19 protein-coding genes are annotated in these 14,468 nt (G+C 65.5%); 9 read left to right on the top strand and 10 right to left on the bottom strand.

Translation table 11 applies throughout. The annotated features are described in order from the left end of the window. Window positions 1-96: 96 nt before the first annotated feature. The 3 genes from ABEI27_RS07895 to hisH form a co-directional block, all read right to left on the bottom strand. Entirely contained in the window at window positions 97-276 is a 180-nt protein-coding gene (locus ABEI27_RS07895) for an Hsp20/alpha crystallin family protein (RefSeq protein WP_375798860.1), read from the bottom strand. Window positions 277-634: 358 nt separating this feature from the next. Then, window positions 635-1,441 carry a prephenate dehydratase gene (gene pheA / locus ABEI27_RS07890; protein WP_375798859.1) on the bottom strand — a complete coding sequence of 269 codons (807 nt, stop codon included), beginning with the start codon at window positions 1,439-1,441 and terminating at the stop codon, window positions 635-637. A 66-nt stretch (window positions 1,442-1,507) separates the two neighbouring features. Beyond that, entirely contained in the window at window positions 1,508-2,149 is a 642-nt protein-coding gene (gene hisH, locus ABEI27_RS07885; RefSeq protein WP_375798858.1) for an imidazole glycerol phosphate synthase subunit HisH, read from the bottom strand. Between the two features lie 146 nt (window positions 2,150-2,295). Here hisH and phnD point away from each other — a divergent pair, with 146 nt between their 5' ends. The 3 genes from phnD (at window position 2,296) to ABEI27_RS07870 (ending at window position 5,246) form a co-directional block, all read left to right on the top strand. Continuing rightward, complete coding sequence (phnD, locus tag ABEI27_RS07880) at window positions 2,296-3,336, top strand: phosphate/phosphite/phosphonate ABC transporter substrate-binding protein (protein ID WP_375798857.1); 1,041 nt, start codon at window positions 2,296-2,298, stop codon at window positions 3,334-3,336. A gap of 78 nt (window positions 3,337-3,414) precedes the next feature. Next, window positions 3,415-4,236, top strand: coding sequence for a phosphonate ABC transporter ATP-binding protein (gene phnC / locus ABEI27_RS07875; protein ID WP_375798856.1), 822 nt, complete (start codon window positions 3,415-3,417; stop codon window positions 4,234-4,236). Next, window positions 4,233-5,246, top strand: coding sequence for a PhnE/PtxC family ABC transporter permease (locus ABEI27_RS07870; RefSeq protein ID WP_375798855.1), 1,014 nt, complete (start codon window positions 4,233-4,235; stop codon window positions 5,244-5,246). Before phnC ends, ABEI27_RS07870 begins: the two co-directional genes overlap by 4 nt. On the opposite strand, the gene ABEI27_RS07865 is transcribed toward ABEI27_RS07870, so the two are convergent. The 3 genes from ABEI27_RS07865 to ABEI27_RS07855 form a co-directional block, all read right to left on the bottom strand. Then, window positions 5,243-5,833, bottom strand: coding sequence for a uracil-DNA glycosylase family protein (locus ABEI27_RS07865; RefSeq protein ID WP_375798912.1), 591 nt, complete (start codon window positions 5,831-5,833; stop codon window positions 5,243-5,245). The genes ABEI27_RS07870 and ABEI27_RS07865 overlap by 4 nt on opposite strands. Window positions 5,834-5,934: 101 nt before the next feature. Continuing rightward, complete coding sequence (locus tag ABEI27_RS07860; protein WP_375798854.1) at window positions 5,935-6,516, bottom strand: DUF99 family protein; 582 nt, start codon at window positions 6,514-6,516, stop codon at window positions 5,935-5,937. A gap of 79 nt (window positions 6,517-6,595) precedes the next feature. Continuing rightward, entirely contained in the window at window positions 6,596-6,772 is a 177-nt protein-coding gene (locus ABEI27_RS07855) for a DUF5786 family protein (protein ID WP_089765108.1), read from the bottom strand. A gap of 130 nt (window positions 6,773-6,902) precedes the next feature. Here ABEI27_RS07855 and ABEI27_RS07850 point away from each other — a divergent pair, with 130 nt between their 5' ends. From ABEI27_RS07850 to ABEI27_RS07840, 3 genes are all read left to right on the top strand, one after another. Continuing rightward, window positions 6,903-7,535 carry an MBL fold metallo-hydrolase gene (locus ABEI27_RS07850; protein WP_375798853.1) on the top strand — a complete coding sequence of 211 codons (633 nt, stop codon included), beginning with the start codon at window positions 6,903-6,905 and terminating at the stop codon, window positions 7,533-7,535. A 100-nt stretch (window positions 7,536-7,635) separates the two neighbouring features. Beyond that, on the top strand, window positions 7,636-7,791 hold the full coding sequence (locus ABEI27_RS07845) for a hypothetical protein (protein WP_375798852.1): 156 nt from the start codon (window positions 7,636-7,638) through the stop codon (window positions 7,789-7,791). Window positions 7,792-7,902: 111 nt separating this feature from the next. Next, window positions 7,903-8,385, top strand: a complete 483-nt coding sequence (locus ABEI27_RS07840) for a DUF5807 family protein (RefSeq protein ID WP_375798851.1) — start codon at window positions 7,903-7,905, stop codon at window positions 8,383-8,385. Between the two features lie 162 nt (window positions 8,386-8,547). Here ABEI27_RS07840 and ABEI27_RS07835 read toward each other — a convergent pair whose 3' ends face one another. Both ABEI27_RS07835 and ABEI27_RS07830 read right to left on the bottom strand, forming a co-directional pair. Further along, window positions 8,548-9,789 (bottom strand): DHH family phosphoesterase, encoded by a 1,242-nt coding sequence (locus tag ABEI27_RS07835; RefSeq protein ID WP_375798850.1) that lies wholly within the window; start codon window positions 9,787-9,789, stop codon window positions 8,548-8,550. Window positions 9,790-9,907: 118 nt separating this feature from the next. Continuing rightward, on the bottom strand, window positions 9,908-10,378 hold the full coding sequence (locus tag ABEI27_RS07830) for a universal stress protein (protein ID WP_375798849.1): 471 nt from the start codon (window positions 10,376-10,378) through the stop codon (window positions 9,908-9,910). Between the two features lie 433 nt (window positions 10,379-10,811). Between ABEI27_RS07830 and ABEI27_RS07825 the strand changes: the two genes are divergently transcribed. Beyond that, window positions 10,812-11,702, top strand: coding sequence for a S1C family serine protease (locus ABEI27_RS07825; protein ID WP_375798848.1), 891 nt, complete (start codon window positions 10,812-10,814; stop codon window positions 11,700-11,702). Between the two features lie 50 nt (window positions 11,703-11,752). Continuing rightward, complete coding sequence (locus ABEI27_RS07820; RefSeq protein WP_375798847.1) at window positions 11,753-12,211, top strand: universal stress protein; 459 nt, start codon at window positions 11,753-11,755, stop codon at window positions 12,209-12,211. A 21-nt stretch (window positions 12,212-12,232) separates the two neighbouring features. Here the strand turns inward: ABEI27_RS07820 and ABEI27_RS07815 are convergent, their stop codons facing one another. Both ABEI27_RS07815 and ABEI27_RS07810 read right to left on the bottom strand, forming a co-directional pair. After that, the gene (locus tag ABEI27_RS07815) at window positions 12,233-12,787 is read right to left on the bottom strand and encodes a GNAT family N-acetyltransferase (RefSeq protein WP_375798846.1); all 555 of its coding nucleotides are present in this window, start codon (window positions 12,785-12,787) and stop codon (window positions 12,233-12,235) included. After that, window positions 12,784-13,155: a universal stress protein gene (locus ABEI27_RS07810; RefSeq protein ID WP_375798845.1), complete on the bottom strand. Its 372-nt coding sequence runs from the start codon at window positions 13,153-13,155 to the stop codon at window positions 12,784-12,786. Before ABEI27_RS07810 ends, ABEI27_RS07815 begins: the two co-directional genes overlap by 4 nt. A gap of 542 nt (window positions 13,156-13,697) precedes the next feature. Here ABEI27_RS07810 and ABEI27_RS07805 point away from each other — a divergent pair. Further along, window positions 13,698-14,375, top strand: a complete 678-nt coding sequence (locus tag ABEI27_RS07805; protein ID WP_375798844.1) for a DUF5806 family protein — start codon at window positions 13,698-13,700, stop codon at window positions 14,373-14,375. Window positions 14,376-14,468: the final 93 nt, after the last annotated feature.

The following is a 14,468-nucleotide window of genomic DNA, read 5'->3' as shown; positions in this document are numbered from 1 at the left end:
CGCAGGCCCGAGTCGCTCATCGCTTCAGTGGCTCTCTCGAAGGGAGAAAAATCACTCCTGAGAGAGACTCGATACATCCCCGGACTGACCGGCGCGTTACCTGACGTCGATCCGGTGGGACTCGTCGTCGTCGAGCTTGGGGAGCGTCACAGTCAGAACGTCGTCGTTGTAGCTCGCCGTCGCGTCGGCGGCGCGGATCTCATCCGGGAGGCGGATCGATCGACGGACCGGCTCAGAGCGGCGCTCTCGGTGGACGTACCGGTCGTCTTCGTCCATCTCACCACTTCGCAGGTGACGGCGACCGTGAGCACCCGTTCGTCGACCGAGACGTCGATGCCGTCTTTCGCGCCGCCCGGGAGGTCGACGCCGGCGGCGAGCGATTCGGGTTCGTCGCGGAGGTCGATCGCCATCTCTCAGGCGGGCGATCGGGGGCCGTCGAGCTGGCTGCTCTTCGCTTCGATCTGCCGGGACATTCGGGCGAAGAGGTCGTCGAACGCGAGTTCGTCGAAACCGGGGGAGCGTCTCATCATTGCATATTCACCGCTCTCTCAGAGGCGCACTAAGGGCTCACATACAGCCGGAGCAGTGCTCGCAGATATCACGGAGAACGCTCTTACTCCGTGAGGCCCAGATTTCAATCGACGACGTGCCGCCGGTCGTAGGACCCGAGTCGCTTCACCCAGCCGTCGTCAGCGATCGCTTCGACGTCCTCCAGTGCCTCCGTCGCGCGGCCCTCGTAGAGGCCGGCCTCGAAGTCGATGTGGAAGAGATAATCCCCGAGTCGGTTGCCGCTCGGCCGCGACTCGATCCGCGAGAGGTTGATGTCGCGCTCGGCGAACGCCTCGAGTAGTTCGAGCAGGAGCCCCGGGTAGTTCGCATTCGGGTAGACGACGACCGTTGACTTTCCGCCACCCGTCGTCCGCGCTGTGGCGGGCGCGACGACCAAAAACCGCGTCGAGTTCGAGGACCGATCCTGGATGTCCTCGGCGACGACGGTGAGATCCTCGCCGGCGTTGTCCGGATGGCCGATCCCTGCGACGGTCGGGTCGTCGCGGGCGTACTCGACGCCTTTGGCGGTGCTCGCGACGGGTTCCAAGTTCGCGTCGGGGTACTCGCGCTCCAGGTAGGAGCGACACTGCGCGAGCGCCTGCGAGTGGGAGGCGACGGTGTCGAAGTTGGCGGACTGGGCGAGGAGAGCGTGGCGGATCGGCGTGACGATCTCTTCGGTGACGGCGATCTCGGCGTCGGCGATGGCATCGAGGGTCTCGGTGACGCTGCCCTCGATGCTGTTCTCGATGGGCACGACGCCGCGCTCGAACTCGCCGTTGTCGACGGCGGCCACGATGGCCGACACCGACTCGCGGAACGCGACGTCCTCATCGACGGCGCGGGCGGCGCGGTGGGAGTACGTTCCTTCGGGCCCCAGCGTGACTACCTGCATAGCGCCGTCTACTTCGGGGGTTCATAAAAGCCCGTCGGGGCTGCCCGGGGCGCGTCCCGCGCTCCACTACCGCTCGGCGCAGTACTCGACGAAGTTCCGGAGGATCTGCAGACCGGTCTCGCCGGACTTCTCGGGGTGGAACTGGGTCCCGAAGACGTTGCCCGCCTCGTTGGCGACGACCGCCGGGAACGACACGCCGTAGTCGGTGGTCGCGACCACCGCGTCGTCGTCGGGTTCGGCGTAATAGGAGTGGACGAAGTACGCGTACTGCCCGTCGATCCCCTCGACGATCGGGTGCTCGCGCTCGACGCGGAGTTCGTTCCAGCCCATATGTGGCACCTTCCGACCGCGCTCGAAGCGGACGTTCGTTCCCGGAATGAAATTCAGGCCTTCGACCTGCCCCTGCCCGGCGTGGTCGGCCTCCTCGCTCGTGGTGAGAAGCATCTGCATCCCGAGACAGATCCCGAAGACCGGCTGTCCGCGGTCGGCCGCTGCGGCGAGCGGTTCGCGGAACGGGCCGGCGTTTTCCATCCCCTCGCTGAACGCGCCGACGCCGGGGAGGACGATCCCGTCGGCGGCCGCAAAGTCGTCGGGGTCGTCGGTGATTTCGACGGCGGCACCGGCGCGTTCGAGCCCCCGCTGTGCGCTACGGAGGTTGCCGAGGCCGTAGTCGACGAGGACGACCTCCGCTGCAGTCTGAGCGCTCATATGCCACCTTCGAGAGGCCGGGTCAAATCGCTTCCGACGCTGGACACCGACTCCGGCCACACGACTGGCTAGATTTGCCACTGTTTGGCTATATATAACTGAATCAGAATCTTTATGCGGCTCATCCAGTAGTTCCATACGATTGTATGACGAAACGACGCGCCTTCCTCAAGTCCACGGGAGCCCTCGGGATCGCTGGGCTCATCGCTGGATGTACCGGTAACACGAACAGCGGCGGCAGTACCGACACCGAGACAGCGACTGCAACCGAGACAGCGACAGCGACACCGACGCCCGAGAGCCAGATGACCTTCGGCGACGACGGCACCGTCGACTTCGGGATCTCGCCGTCGGTTCCGCAGGAGGATCTCAATGTCCAGTACTCTCCCCTGCTGGACCACATCGGCGCTTACCTGAAAGAGAACCACCAGGTTCCCGACGACCTCTCGGTCGAGGGAATCATCGGTAGCAACTACAGCGCCGTGATTCAGGCGCTCGGACAGGGAACGATGGACGTCGCCGAGACGGGTCCCTTCGCCGCTGCACTCGGCGTGAAGACCGGCAACGCGGATATCATCCTCCAACGGTACGGCTACGGGAGTTGGGAGTACACGAGTATCATCGCGACGCCCAACGACAGCGACATCACGGAACTGTCGGACCTCTCCGGCAAGACGGTCGCCTTCTCCGATCGGCTGTCGACGAGTGGCTGTCTCTATCCGCTGTACAGTATGTCCAGCCAGGGCGGTCTCGACGTCGGCAACCTCCCCGAGGGCAACGGCTCGCAGGCCGAGTTCGATGCCCGGTTCGCCGGCGGCCACGTCGGATCGTACACGCTCCTCGAACAGGGCCAGGTTGACGCCGCCGCGATGGGCGGGTTCGTCCGCGACACCAAGACCGGACCGACGCCCGACAAGTGGCAGAGCGTCGCGACGACGCTCCACGAGGACACCGGCCTGCCGCGCGCCCCGATCGTCGTCTCGCCGGGACTGAGCGACGAGGCGAAGACCGCAGTTAAGCAATCGTTCCTCGAAGGCCCCGACAGCATCTACTACGGTGCTGACGGCGAAGACGGAACTGACGACGACCTCTGGTTCAGTGACGTCCGCGCGGCCGGAAAGGCGGAGTATCAGTCCGTCATCGACGTCGCGAACGAACTCGGCGTCGGAACCGATATCTTCGGATAGCCCTCTAACCGGCCGCTCGCTGGGAGCGTCCCCGCCGCTTTTTGTGCGGCCACATCTCAGTTATTCTATCCACAACAGATGCCCACCATCGAATTCGAGAACGTCTCAAAGATATACGGCGAGGACACGGTCGCGCTCGACGACGTGTCGTTCACCATCTCCGAAGGCGAGTTCGTCATCCTGCTCGGACCCTCGGGCGCGGGCAAGTCGACGATGCTTCGCGTGCTGAACGGACTGACTGACCCGACGGAGGGATCCGTCCGGATCGGCGGGGCGGAGATATCCGGCAACCGGAGCGAGGTCGGAATGGTGTTCCAGGAGCACTACCTCATCGAGAGCAAGACCGCGTTCGGAAACGCGCTCACGGGTGCGCTGTCCCGCAACGGACTGCTCCGGAGTATGCTCGGGCTCCACTCGGAGTACGACAAGATCAACGCCCTGGAATCGCTCCAGACCGTCGGCCTGCTCAACGAGGCCGGGCAGCGGGCCGAATCGATGAGCGGCGGGCAGAAACAGCGCGTCGGGATCGCCCGTGCGCTCGTCCAGGAACCGGAGATCGTCCTCGCGGACGAACCGGTCGCCAGCCTCGATCCGAAAGCCGCCCGCGAGGTGATGCGCTACCTCAAGAAGGCCGCGACAGCGAAGGACCTCACGACGGTGACGAGCCTCCACCAGGTGAACATCGCCCGCGAGTTCGGGGACCGGTTCCTGGGCATCCGGGACGGAGAGGTCATCTTCGACGGCGACGCCGACGACCTCACGATGGAGGAGATGGACCGGATCTACTACGGCCACGACGGCGGCGGCGACTTGCTCGCGGACGATCCGACTGACACGGACGCGGTTCCCTCGGAGACGCCCGAACCGAACGCGACGCCCGACGGGGGTGAGGGCGTATGAGTTCCGACTCGATCGATCCCGCCGTTCGCGAGAGGCTCGAAACGCTGGATCGCCTCCGCCGCCTGAAGTACCTGCTGTGGGCTGCGATTCTCGGTGCCGTCGTCGGCGTGACGTACTGGGGCCTCGGCTTCATCGGCTTCCAAGCCGGGGTCGTCGCCAACCGCTTCCCGGCGATGTACGAGTTCATCTCGCGGGGCTTTTTCCCGCCGGACTTCCAGAACTTCACGGTCTACACGAAGGACAACAACATCACCGGACTCCAGGCCATCCCCGCGAGTTTCCGGAACTGGGGCCAACCGATCTTCGAGAGTTTCCAATCCTCGCGGCTGTCGCTCGTGAAGGCCAGCCTGGTGACGCTGTTGCTCGGCTTTATGGGAACCGTGATCGCGTTCCCGTTCGCGCTCATCTTGGGCGTGCTGGGTAGCGAACGGGTCACCCCGTTCCCGTTCAATTTCCTCTTCCGCGGCACCCTGAGCGCGATTCGCGCCATCCCCGCCATCGTCTGGATCTTCCTCTACATCCCCATCGGCCCGCCGAGTCAGATCACCGCGGTGCTGGCGATCGGCACCGACAGCATCGGCAACCTCGGTCGGCTGTTCACCGACGACCTCGAAGAGATCGAGGAGGGGCCGATCGAGGCGATCCGCTCGACCGGCGCGTCGAGTACGCAGACCGTGAGTTTCGGGATGCTGAGTCAGGTCTCACGCTCGTTCATCGCGTGGACGCTGTACATTCTCGAGATCAACACGCGCATCGCCATCTCGCTGGGGGTCGTGGGTGCCGGCGGCCTCGGGCTGATGATCCGGAACAGCCAGGACCTCTTTGAGTTCCAGCAGACCGCTGCCGGGCTCATTATGGTCTTTATTGTCGTGCTGGGCATCGAGTTGATCTCCTCGCGGATCCGGGCCCGACTGCGCCCCGGCGAGCACTCGAGCAAGGGCGTCGTCGAGGCGGTTCGTGACCTCTTCAACCCGAACAAGTGGCTCGGCCGCGGCGACCCTCGGAACTAGAACTGCCCGAGGTTCGACTGCCCACCGTCGTCTTGGCCGCCGACGCCGGCGATTTCTGCGGCGCGCTCGATCGTCCCGAAGAACGTTTCGCGCTGACTCCCGTCGTACAGTGTCGCCGCCGGATGGACGGAAACGACGGCGCGGTAGCCTTGACCACCGAGTCTCACGTCGACGACGTCGCCGGCCGCCTTCGTCACCGCGACCGATCGATCCAGCAGGTGCTCGGAGGGGACCTTCCCGAGCGTCACGACCAGTTCGGGATCGACGACCGCGAGTTCGCGTCCGAGGTGACCGCGGCAGTTCGCCAGTTCGCCTTTGTGCGGGTCCCGGTTGTCCGGGGGTCGACAGCGAACGCAGTTCGTGATTCGAACGTCGTCCCGTGCGAGGCCCGCGTCCTGGAGCGCCTCGTCGAGGACTGTTCCGGAGCGCCCGACGAACGGTTCGCCCTGTTCGTCCTCGTTCGCGCCGGGTGCTTCCCCGAGAAACAGGAGGTCGGCGTCGGCGGGACCGACTCCGTCGACGATCTGTGACCGCGACTCGACGAGTTCGGGACACTGTTCGCAGGCGATCACGTCCGGCCCCTCCATCCGCTCGGCCGCCGCTCCGTTCTCGGCGGCCGCTGTGTCGTCGTCGCTCATACTAGAGGGGTGGTCGGCCGCGACTTACCCGTGACGGTCCCGCCCCGTTCTCATCCGTCGTTCCGGACCCGCCACGACCGCGCGCCGCGGGCCGCAACCCGAGCCACCCGGAGCGGCTCCGGGCGGCCGTCCGCTGGCGTGTAGGCGCGAACGATGCGCGCCGCGTCAGGCCCGCCTGACGACTCACGTTTGTCCACAGCGCGGACGAACAGCGGTTCGCCGTTCACCTCGATCCGTTGTCGCGGCGGCAACCGGTCGTACGTCTCCAGCCGCTCGGTCAGTGCGGTCCCCTCGAAGTGCTCGCGGAGCGCCGGCTCCAGTCCGGGGCTCGACTCGTAGGATACCGCGATGACCGGGCGCTGGGCGACCGCTGCGAGCGCGTCGAGGTCGAGGAGATTGAACCAGGCGGGAGCGATGCCAGAGAGCACCACGTACTGGACGTCCTCGCGAAGCGACTCCTCGAACAGGTCACGTACGGCGTCCGTGGCGTCGAGACCACCGACCGTGGCGGTTGCAAAGGCGATGCCATCGACTGTCCGATCTGCTCGAACGACCGCGCCGCAAAAGACACAGTCACCACTGGATTCGTCTGTCGACTCCGCGATGCCGAGTGCTCGCGTTCCCGGCTTCACCCGCGAGATGCCTCCTGCTCAGCCCGCACCCGAAGCGCGATGGCGCACCGCACGTGCGTGGTCGCCAGTCTATTCGGGTCTATTCCTCTTTGATATCCTTGAGCCGGTCTAGAAGTTCGTCGTTCGACGCGCCGATCTCGAACTCCACGTCTCCCCCGTGGTCTGCCTCGGAAGTTGCGACGCCGTCGTCGTCCTCGAGATCGGTATCGAAGTCCTGATTCTCTTGTTCGGACTCGTCGTAGCTCCCAAATCCCATACAAATGATGATAACGGGTCGACCGATAAAAAACACACGCAGTCCCGTGGTACCTGTTACCACACGTGACGATAGCGGCAGTGATGCCACTGGCCGAGGCTTTTTTATCGCCGCTGCGGAACCGATGGGTATGGAAATCCACACCGTCACGGAAAAGGCGACGGACTTCACGTGTAACGCGTATCTGCTCGTGGGCGACGCCCCGGTGCTGGTCGATGCGGGGACGATGCCGGGCGTCGACGACGTCGTCGCCGACCACGTTGAGGACCTCGACGCGGTGTATCTGACACATCAACACCGCGATCACGTGGGTGAACTCGACGCCGTCCTCGATCGGTTCGACGCCGACCTCTACGCGTACGGCGAGCATCCGCGACGGACCGCAGCGCTGTCGGACGGGCAAGAGGTCTCTCTCGCCGGGGAGTCTTACGAGGTCGTCTACACGCCCGGCCACGCCGACGACCACGTCTCGCTCATCGGCGAAACACGCGTTTTCAGCGGCGATGTGATCGTCTACAACGACGGCGCGTTCGAGGACGGGAGTTTCGGCCGGACGGATCTGCCCGGTCAGTCCCGCGAGCGACTTATCGAGAGCCTCGAAACGATTCTGGACCGACTCCCCGACACGGTCGCGGAACTGTACGCCGGCCACGGCGGCGTCTACCGCGCCGACCCGGACAGCGACGAGGACTCCGTCCGCGACGTGATCGAACGGGCGCTCGACCGCGCCGAACGGCGCGAACCGAAGTACCCCGACGAATAGCAGACTCCCCGATGGCCCGGGTGAAACGCGCGTTCCATACGCGTAACACGAATATATTCGCCCCTAAATATTATTTTCATTCACCACAAATTCCGCGTCGATGCCGACCTGTGAGAACTGCGGATCGTTCGTTACCACGGAGTACGTCCGGGTGTTTGCCCCGAATGAGATGGAGCATCCACGCGTCTGCCCGAACTGCGAGGACAAGGTCCGCGACGGTGCCGACGTTCGGGAGGCGCGCGCAACGCGCCACTGACGCCGGTGACGACATCGGGTATCGACTCACCACCCGACGCCGTTGCCGATTGCGGTCACGACTGGCTCGTGATTTCACGCGGCTTTTATCGCTGCGCGCCGTCGCGACGCTATGAGCCAACTCGATGCGTTTCTCGCGGGCGAGAACCACGAGGACGTTGCGCTGTATCTCACCGAACGGTACCTCGACAGTCAGGGGAAACTCCCGAACCTGGGCGAGGCTGTCGACGGCGGTTACGTGCTGGTCGTTCCGGGCGACGACGGACGACGAGCCTTCGCCGCCGGAACGGGGATGGACGCGATGGAGTTCGCTCGCGGGGCGATGGACGAGACGGGGCACATCTCCCGCAGTCTCGACGGCGGTGAGTGTCCGGTTGCCGGCAACGACCCGGACGGTCACGAGGTGGCGTTCATTTTCGCCTTCTCCGAGGCGCAGAACGATGAAGTCGGTGGTCTCTACGAGCGCGGCGACGTCGTCCACGCGTACGCCCATTGCGCCTGTGGTGCGAGTTACTCCGACAAGTGGGTCGTCGGCGAGGAGGACGCTACGGGCGTCCAGCCCGGCGGCTCAGAACCGATCGAATCGACCGACTAACGAGGGCTGACAACCGGCACGACCGCGCCCGCGCCGACGTGCCGGACAACCGCGACCCGGCGCGGGCCATTGCTCACGTCACGGCGGGACTGGCCCCGGCTTCCGATATAACGGTTCGTCCGGACGCCGTCCGCACCGGCAGTAGTCCCACCGTCCCCGCCGCTACTCGTCTTCAGTTGTGTCGTCGACTTCGTCCTCACTCCTGACGTCGTCGGCTTCGCTTGCGACGTCCTCGAACGCCCGGAGGATGACGCGCTTCGCCGTCGCCCCCTGGGTTGTCCAGTGGTGGGCGTAGTCCAGCATATCGTCGTAGATATCGGGCTTACATCCCGCGGCGCGCGGATGCCCGCCACCGTTGACCCGCCCGGCGACCTCGTGGGCCCGCTCGAACCCTTCTGAGCCGCGGATGCTGGCGCTGCCGGCCGGCTTCACGACGACCGCACCGTCGGCCCCCTTCTCCCGTAGCGCCTCGGCGACCTCGTTCTGCGAACAGCGGCCGTAGGTCACGCCGACCGTCCAGGGGCCGATCCGCTTCAGTTCGGCCCGCGACACGGCGGCGTCGATGAGTTTCTCCTTCTCGACCCGGCGGTGTTCGATGTACTGCTCGACGATGGGGGGAAGGTCCACGCCGAACGCGCCGACGACGGCGACGTACTCCTCGGGGTCCGTCCAGTAGGCGTAGTCCGCGAGGTCGTCGCTCCGCGGGTCCTCCTTCTGCCAAAGGTCGTGGTCGCGGGTGACCGCCGCGAGTTCCGCCCACTGCTCGGCGAAGTCGTAATCGAGCGAGCGCAAGGTCACGTCCGTCGAGCACTCCTCGTCGGATTCGCCGACCACGAGGTCGACGCCCGTCTCGCGCACTCGTTCCGCCGTCTCGTCGCTCCACTGATGATGGTCGTACCACACAATCGAGTCTGCGACTGCGTCGACAGCCGCGAGTTCGTCTTCGATCCAGGCGTACTCGTCGGGGCAGAGGTCGCAGACGTAGAGATCGATGCCCGCCGGTGCGTGCTCGGCGACGTTCTCGAGCGCTTCGTCGAGGGAGTACGGCCCCGCACCGACGAGCGCGACCGTCGAGCGCGGACGGTCTTCCTCCTCCTCAGTGACGTCGGCATCGTCATCTGCCGGGGCGTCCCGTTCCCAGCGGTCGACGCGCTCTTCGACGTCCGCCTCGAAGGTCGCCCACTCGATTGTCGCGTCGTACATCTCCCGGATCAGGGCGACACAGCCCAGGCCGTCGGCGTCAGTGTCGGCGATAACGACGGCCTCAGCGCCGTCGACCGCCTCGGCGACGCGCTCTTCGACCCGGTCCTCGTCGAGGGAGTCAGGGTAGAAGAACCCCGTCCCAGGAAGTTGCGATTTCCGCGAGATCGAGAGACCCGCGGTGTCGATGAGTTCGTCTTCCATATCGCAACGACGGCCGCCCGCGTGAAAACCGGCGCGGTTTCGCCGACCGTCGCGCCTGCAGGCGTCGGACGCTGCACTGCTATCAGCGACCCTCTGCGCCGCTCCCCTTCGACAGCTCTCAGTCGGCGCGTTCAGGCGTTCCCGTTAGCGCGCTGTCCCCTTCCCCGGCGGCGAGTTGGCGGACCGTGAGCACGGGGACCGGACACGTTCGGACGACGCGCTCGGCCACCGATCCGATGAGAAACCGGTTCTCGCCGTGGCGGCCGCGAGTCCCCATCGCGACCACATCAGCGTCGACCCCGCGGGCGTACTCGTCGATCACCGACGGCGGATGACCCTCCTGCACCGACGCGATCACCTCGCGGTCGGTCGACTCGCGGACCTCGTCGATCGCCTCCTGTCCCCGATCTTCGAGCGCGTCGGCCATCTCGCCGCGGAGTCGCTCTGGCGAGGAGGCGACGTCGCCCTCGTCGACGACGGAGAGACAGTGTATCTCGGCGTCGAAGCGCTCGGCGAGATCCAGTGCCACGTCGACGGCCCGCCTGGCGCTCTCGGAGCCGTCGGTGGCGATGACGATGGTCTCGAACATACCAACGGCTTCGCCGTCGGCCTGCATAAATCCCAAGCAGAAGGCGTCGGACGGCTGCCCGCCCCGTCGCGCGCTTCTCCCCGTTTCACTGCGCCTGCCTCCCCCACTTTGCCGTACTCGTGCACCCTCGGCGAACCACGGCCGCTCGACCTGGCTTCCCCGCGGGAACGGCTCTTCGGGGCAGTTCCACAAGGCACACAACGGTCAGGGGTGACCACTTCGGCGTGACCGAACAGAAGATATCCCGCAGGCAAGCTCTCGAACTCGGCGGTCTCGATCTCGCTGCCGTGCTCGCCGGCTGCTCGGTTCCGTCGGCAAACTCGTCCGCGCAGTCGACCGAGTCGTCACCGAATCCGACTCGGGACGACGTGTCCACAGCCACGGCGGACGAGAGCCCATACACCCGCGTGTATCGGGAGACGAGTCGGTCGTCTTGGTACGGACCGGGCGCGGGCAAGGGACGGGCTTTCAGTACGACCAGACGCACATCATCACGAACGCACACGTCGTCGGCAACGCCCGAACCGCCCAACTCAGATACAACGACGCCACGTGGAGCACCGGCACTGTCCGGGGAACAGACGTGTACAGCGACCTCGCGGTCGCCGCATCCGACGGGGTCCCCGACGACGCCCGGCCGCTCTCGTTCGTGGAGGAGTCGCCCGAGATCGGCCAGCGAGTCGCGGTCATCGGCAATCCATACGGCCTCAGCGGGACGGTTACCTCGGGGATCGTCAGCGGAACCGATCGCCTGATTCCCTCACTAGCCGGTTACCAGATCCCGGACGCGATTCAGACCGACGCTGCGGTAACCCCCGGAAACAGCGGCGGCCCGCTGATGTCGCTGGATGGTACCGTGGTCGGGGTCGTCAACTCGAAACGCGGCGACGACATCGCCTTTGGCATCTCGGCCGCGCTCACTCGTCGCGTCGTGCCCGCACTCATTCCGACAGGCCAGTACGAGCACGCATATATGTGCGTCTCGCTGCGGAACGTGACGCCGCGCATCGCTCAGGCGAACGACCTGACGCACCCTCGCGGGTCGCTGGTGGTTCAGGTGGCCGACGATGGGCCCGCGAAGGGGGTCCTCCAGCCGAGTTCCATCGAGACGGTTGACGGGATCCAACCCCCCGTTGGCGGCGACGTCATCACTGCGCTCGACGGCGCGCGAACGCAGTCGTTCGAGGATCCGGCAAGCCATCTGGCGCTTGCGACCCGTCCGGGGGACACGATCAGCGTGACTGTGCTCCGCGACGGGGCTCGACGGACAGTCGACACGACGCCGGCGTCGTGTCCGAAGCAGTCCACGTCGCCGCTCAACTGACCGCGGTCGTAGTATGAGGATTTTTGCCGCCGGACGTTGCAGGAGCGTGTATGACCGAACGCCGACCGCTGTCTGTCGACCTCGTCCTCGCCCCAGTGGACGCGAGCGACGAATCGACGGACGCGGTAGCGCACGCCGCCGCGATTGCTGCCGAATACGACGCGACGGTCCACGTCGTCCACGTTCTCGGCGAGGACGTCGTCAGAGCCATTGAAGCGGGAAGGGTCGACGAGAACGAGGTCGCTGCGGACGGCGAGGCGATTATGCAGACGGCCCAGTCAATCGCGGCCGAGCACGACGTCGACCTCTCGACGTCTGTCGCGTACGGCTTCTCGACGACGATGAAACTGCGACATCCCGGGAGCGTCGTCCTCGACACTGCCGAGGAACTCTCCGCCGACTTCCTCGTCGTCCCGCGGGAACCACTCTCCGGCGATCCCGGCGAGGTGCTGGCGAAGGCCGCCGAGTACGTCCTCCTGTACGCGAGCCAGCCAGTCCTGTCGGTCTGAGTCGCGTGCGAGCGCCGCCGTTCAGCCGCCCTCGTGGCCCGCGTCGGCCAGTCGGATCCCCATCTCGAGTTCGAAACTCTCAGCGTTGCCGGCCTCGAACCCGATCTTCTTGTAGAGGCCGACCGCGGGCTTGTTCCAGCGCTCGACGGTGAGCCACACCTTCTCGACGCCCTCCTCGGCACCGTAGCCGAGCAGGGTCTTCATCAGCCGGGTACCGATACCCGCTTCCTGGTAGGCCTGGAGGACGAATATCGCGAGTTCGTAGGCGTCGCCGTCGGGAACGAGCGTCGCGTGCCCGGCGGCCGTCTCGTCGTCCCACGCGATGACGTTCAGGCAGTCGTCGCTGAGAATCGTCTCGAGCCACTCGCGGACTCGACCCTCCTGACTCGGTGGGATCCCTTGCGCTCGGTCGGCGGGATCGAACTCGTCGTACATCGACGCCAGCGCCTCGTACTCCTCGTCGCTCCCGTCGTGCGCGCGAATCTCGATTGTCCGCCCCTCCCGATCCTCAAACGTCCGCGGCGGCCCCTCGAACGGGCCGGCGACAGCGTCTGGATACCCGCGGTCTCGGGTCATCGGACGAGCGTTACGCTGATGTGGGAGTTCAGCAGGACGAACTCGGCTGTGCTCCCGAGTTGGATCTTCCCCATCGGACTGGTCGTCCCGCCACCGATCACGATCCGGTCGAAGCCCTCGGACTCGGCGATGTCGACGAGTTCGCTTCCGGGATCGGTGTCGGACTCGATGTGTCGAACCGTCGCCGTGATCCCCCACTCGTCGAGCGTCCTGTCGACCTCGGCTTCGATTTCGCTCGCGCTCCGCGCTCCGACGGTGTCGATGATGGCGACGGTCACCTCGTCGTTGGCCTCGGCTGCCCGTTCTGCGGTCCGTTCGAGTGCCTGGAGGGAGTCATCGGATCCGCCGATGCCCAGAAGGATTCTCATACGCCGGTTGTCGGCATCGGAGTAGAAAAATCGTCGGGTGTGGGCTACGCTGTCATATCTGGTTCGTCGCGCACCTCTGTGCGGGTTTCGACGTCGTCTATCAGTTCCGAGGACCGCCGAGTACTGTACTGCTTATTCCGGACGACCGCCCCCTGGCTGACGATGGTCCTGAATCGCGTCTCGCTGGCGACGGTTTTCAACGCCCGTCGTCGAGTTCGACGTGCTCCGGCGGCTGCTGTCTCACGGTCCCGGATCGGTTTCGAACCGGAAACCGGTTCTGTACGCCGCTCGGATCGACGTGAGACGCTTTGCCCTTCGATATCGGGCGATAGAATGTGCAACCGTCGTCCGACGCAGAGGCACAACCGCCGGACGACGTCTGGCCGAGTGTGTCCTCGGCACGTGAGAAAACTCCCTCGCGGGTGAAAAGAACACGATGAAGACAATTTCATAACACTCGCCGACATGACCCGGTCCACCTCGAGTTGACGCCCGACGTGGCCGACGGAACGCTTTTTGCGGTCGGACCGACACCCCGCAGTATGGACGACGACGCCGAGACGCCGGCTGCCAATCGGAGACCGTCCGACGACGACGCTTCCACGTCGGCCGCACCGTCGGACACCACCTCCGTGTCGGAGACCGACGAGGAGACAGACACCGGCGTCGAGGACCGCTCGAATACAGCCGACCCGTCGGACGGCGATGCGCCGCCGGAGGACGTACAGAAGTACGCTCGGTTCAAGAAGGTCGACGGCGCGCAGTACGACCGCGTCAACGACTTCCTCCGCGATCGGACGTACATCACAGCGCGCGAGTGGGCCATCGCTCGCCTGTGTGCGGACTTCCGAACCGAGACCGGCGTCGAGATGACGAAGATCGGTGAGAACCTCCCCGAACTGGTACCGTTTATGACCGACACCTACACGCCGCAGGCGGTCAACCAGGCCCGTTCCTCCTTCGAGGACAAGATCCGGAAGTCGGGGGCGACGTTCCTCTACGGCGCGATGTCGGGCTTCTTTACCGCCGAGGAACTCGACGAGATGATGTACGAAGTCACCGAGATCGCGAAGTTTCTCCTGGAGGTCGAGGGCGTCGATCTTTCGGTCGAAGAGGAGATGGAGGCCGAAGAACGGATCTCCAGCGTGATGCGCGAAGTCAGGGAGGCAAGCGCCGATATGCGGGCCGAAGAACTGACAGAAAACGCCGACGCCGAATAATCGGCCAAATCCGGTCGGACAAGCGGGCTTCGGCGGAACGGAGGGCGGGTATCTTCTCCTCGACAGCACCCCGCCTCAGCACTTCAGGATTAG

Origin of the sequence: Halobellus sp. (assembly GCF_042218505.1) — an archaeon.
Taxonomy (GTDB): domain Archaea; phylum Halobacteriota; class Halobacteria; order Halobacteriales; family Haloferacaceae; genus Haloquadratum.
This window is presented reverse-complemented; position numbering and strand designations above follow the sequence as displayed.

Bases quoted from the DNA above. Each gene is read 5' to 3' on its own strand.
- ABEI27_RS07805 (WP_375798844.1), top strand. From the start codon at position 13,698: ATGGACGACGACGCCGAGACGCCGGCTGCCAATCGGAGACCGTCCGAC.
- ABEI27_RS07865 (WP_375798912.1), bottom strand. From the start codon at position 5,833: ATGGAGGGGCCGGACGTGATCGCCTGCGAACAGTGTCCCGAACTCGTC.
- ABEI27_RS07830 (WP_375798849.1), bottom strand. From the start codon at position 10,378: ATGTTCGAGACCATCGTCATCGCCACCGACGGCTCCGAGAGCGCCAGG.
- ABEI27_RS07845 (WP_375798852.1), top strand. From the start codon at position 7,636: ATGCCGACCTGTGAGAACTGCGGATCGTTCGTTACCACGGAGTACGTC.
- ABEI27_RS07820 (WP_375798847.1), top strand. From the start codon at position 11,753: ATGACCGAACGCCGACCGCTGTCTGTCGACCTCGTCCTCGCCCCAGTG.
- phnD (WP_375798857.1), top strand. From the start codon at position 2,296: ATGACGAAACGACGCGCCTTCCTCAAGTCCACGGGAGCCCTCGGGATC.
- pheA (WP_375798859.1), bottom strand. From the start codon at position 1,441: ATGCAGGTAGTCACGCTGGGGCCCGAAGGAACGTACTCCCACCGCGCC.
- ABEI27_RS07840 (WP_375798851.1), top strand. From the start codon at position 7,903: ATGAGCCAACTCGATGCGTTTCTCGCGGGCGAGAACCACGAGGACGTT.
- ABEI27_RS07855 (WP_089765108.1), bottom strand. From the start codon at position 6,772: ATGGGATTTGGGAGCTACGACGAGTCCGAACAAGAGAATCAGGACTTC.
- hisH (WP_375798858.1), bottom strand. From the start codon at position 2,149: ATGAGCGCTCAGACTGCAGCGGAGGTCGTCCTCGTCGACTACGGCCTC.
- phnC (WP_375798856.1), top strand. From the start codon at position 3,415: ATGCCCACCATCGAATTCGAGAACGTCTCAAAGATATACGGCGAGGAC.
- ABEI27_RS07835 (WP_375798850.1), bottom strand. From the start codon at position 9,789: ATGGAAGACGAACTCATCGACACCGCGGGTCTCTCGATCTCGCGGAAA.
- ABEI27_RS07810 (WP_375798845.1), bottom strand. From the start codon at position 13,155: ATGAGAATCCTTCTGGGCATCGGCGGATCCGATGACTCCCTCCAGGCA.
- ABEI27_RS07850 (WP_375798853.1), top strand. From the start codon at position 6,903: ATGGAAATCCACACCGTCACGGAAAAGGCGACGGACTTCACGTGTAAC.
- ABEI27_RS07895 (WP_375798860.1), bottom strand. From the start codon at position 276: ATGGACGAAGACGACCGGTACGTCCACCGAGAGCGCCGCTCTGAGCCG.
- ABEI27_RS07815 (WP_375798846.1), bottom strand. From the start codon at position 12,787: ATGACCCGAGACCGCGGGTATCCAGACGCTGTCGCCGGCCCGTTCGAG.
- ABEI27_RS07870 (WP_375798855.1), top strand. From the start codon at position 4,233: ATGAGTTCCGACTCGATCGATCCCGCCGTTCGCGAGAGGCTCGAAACG.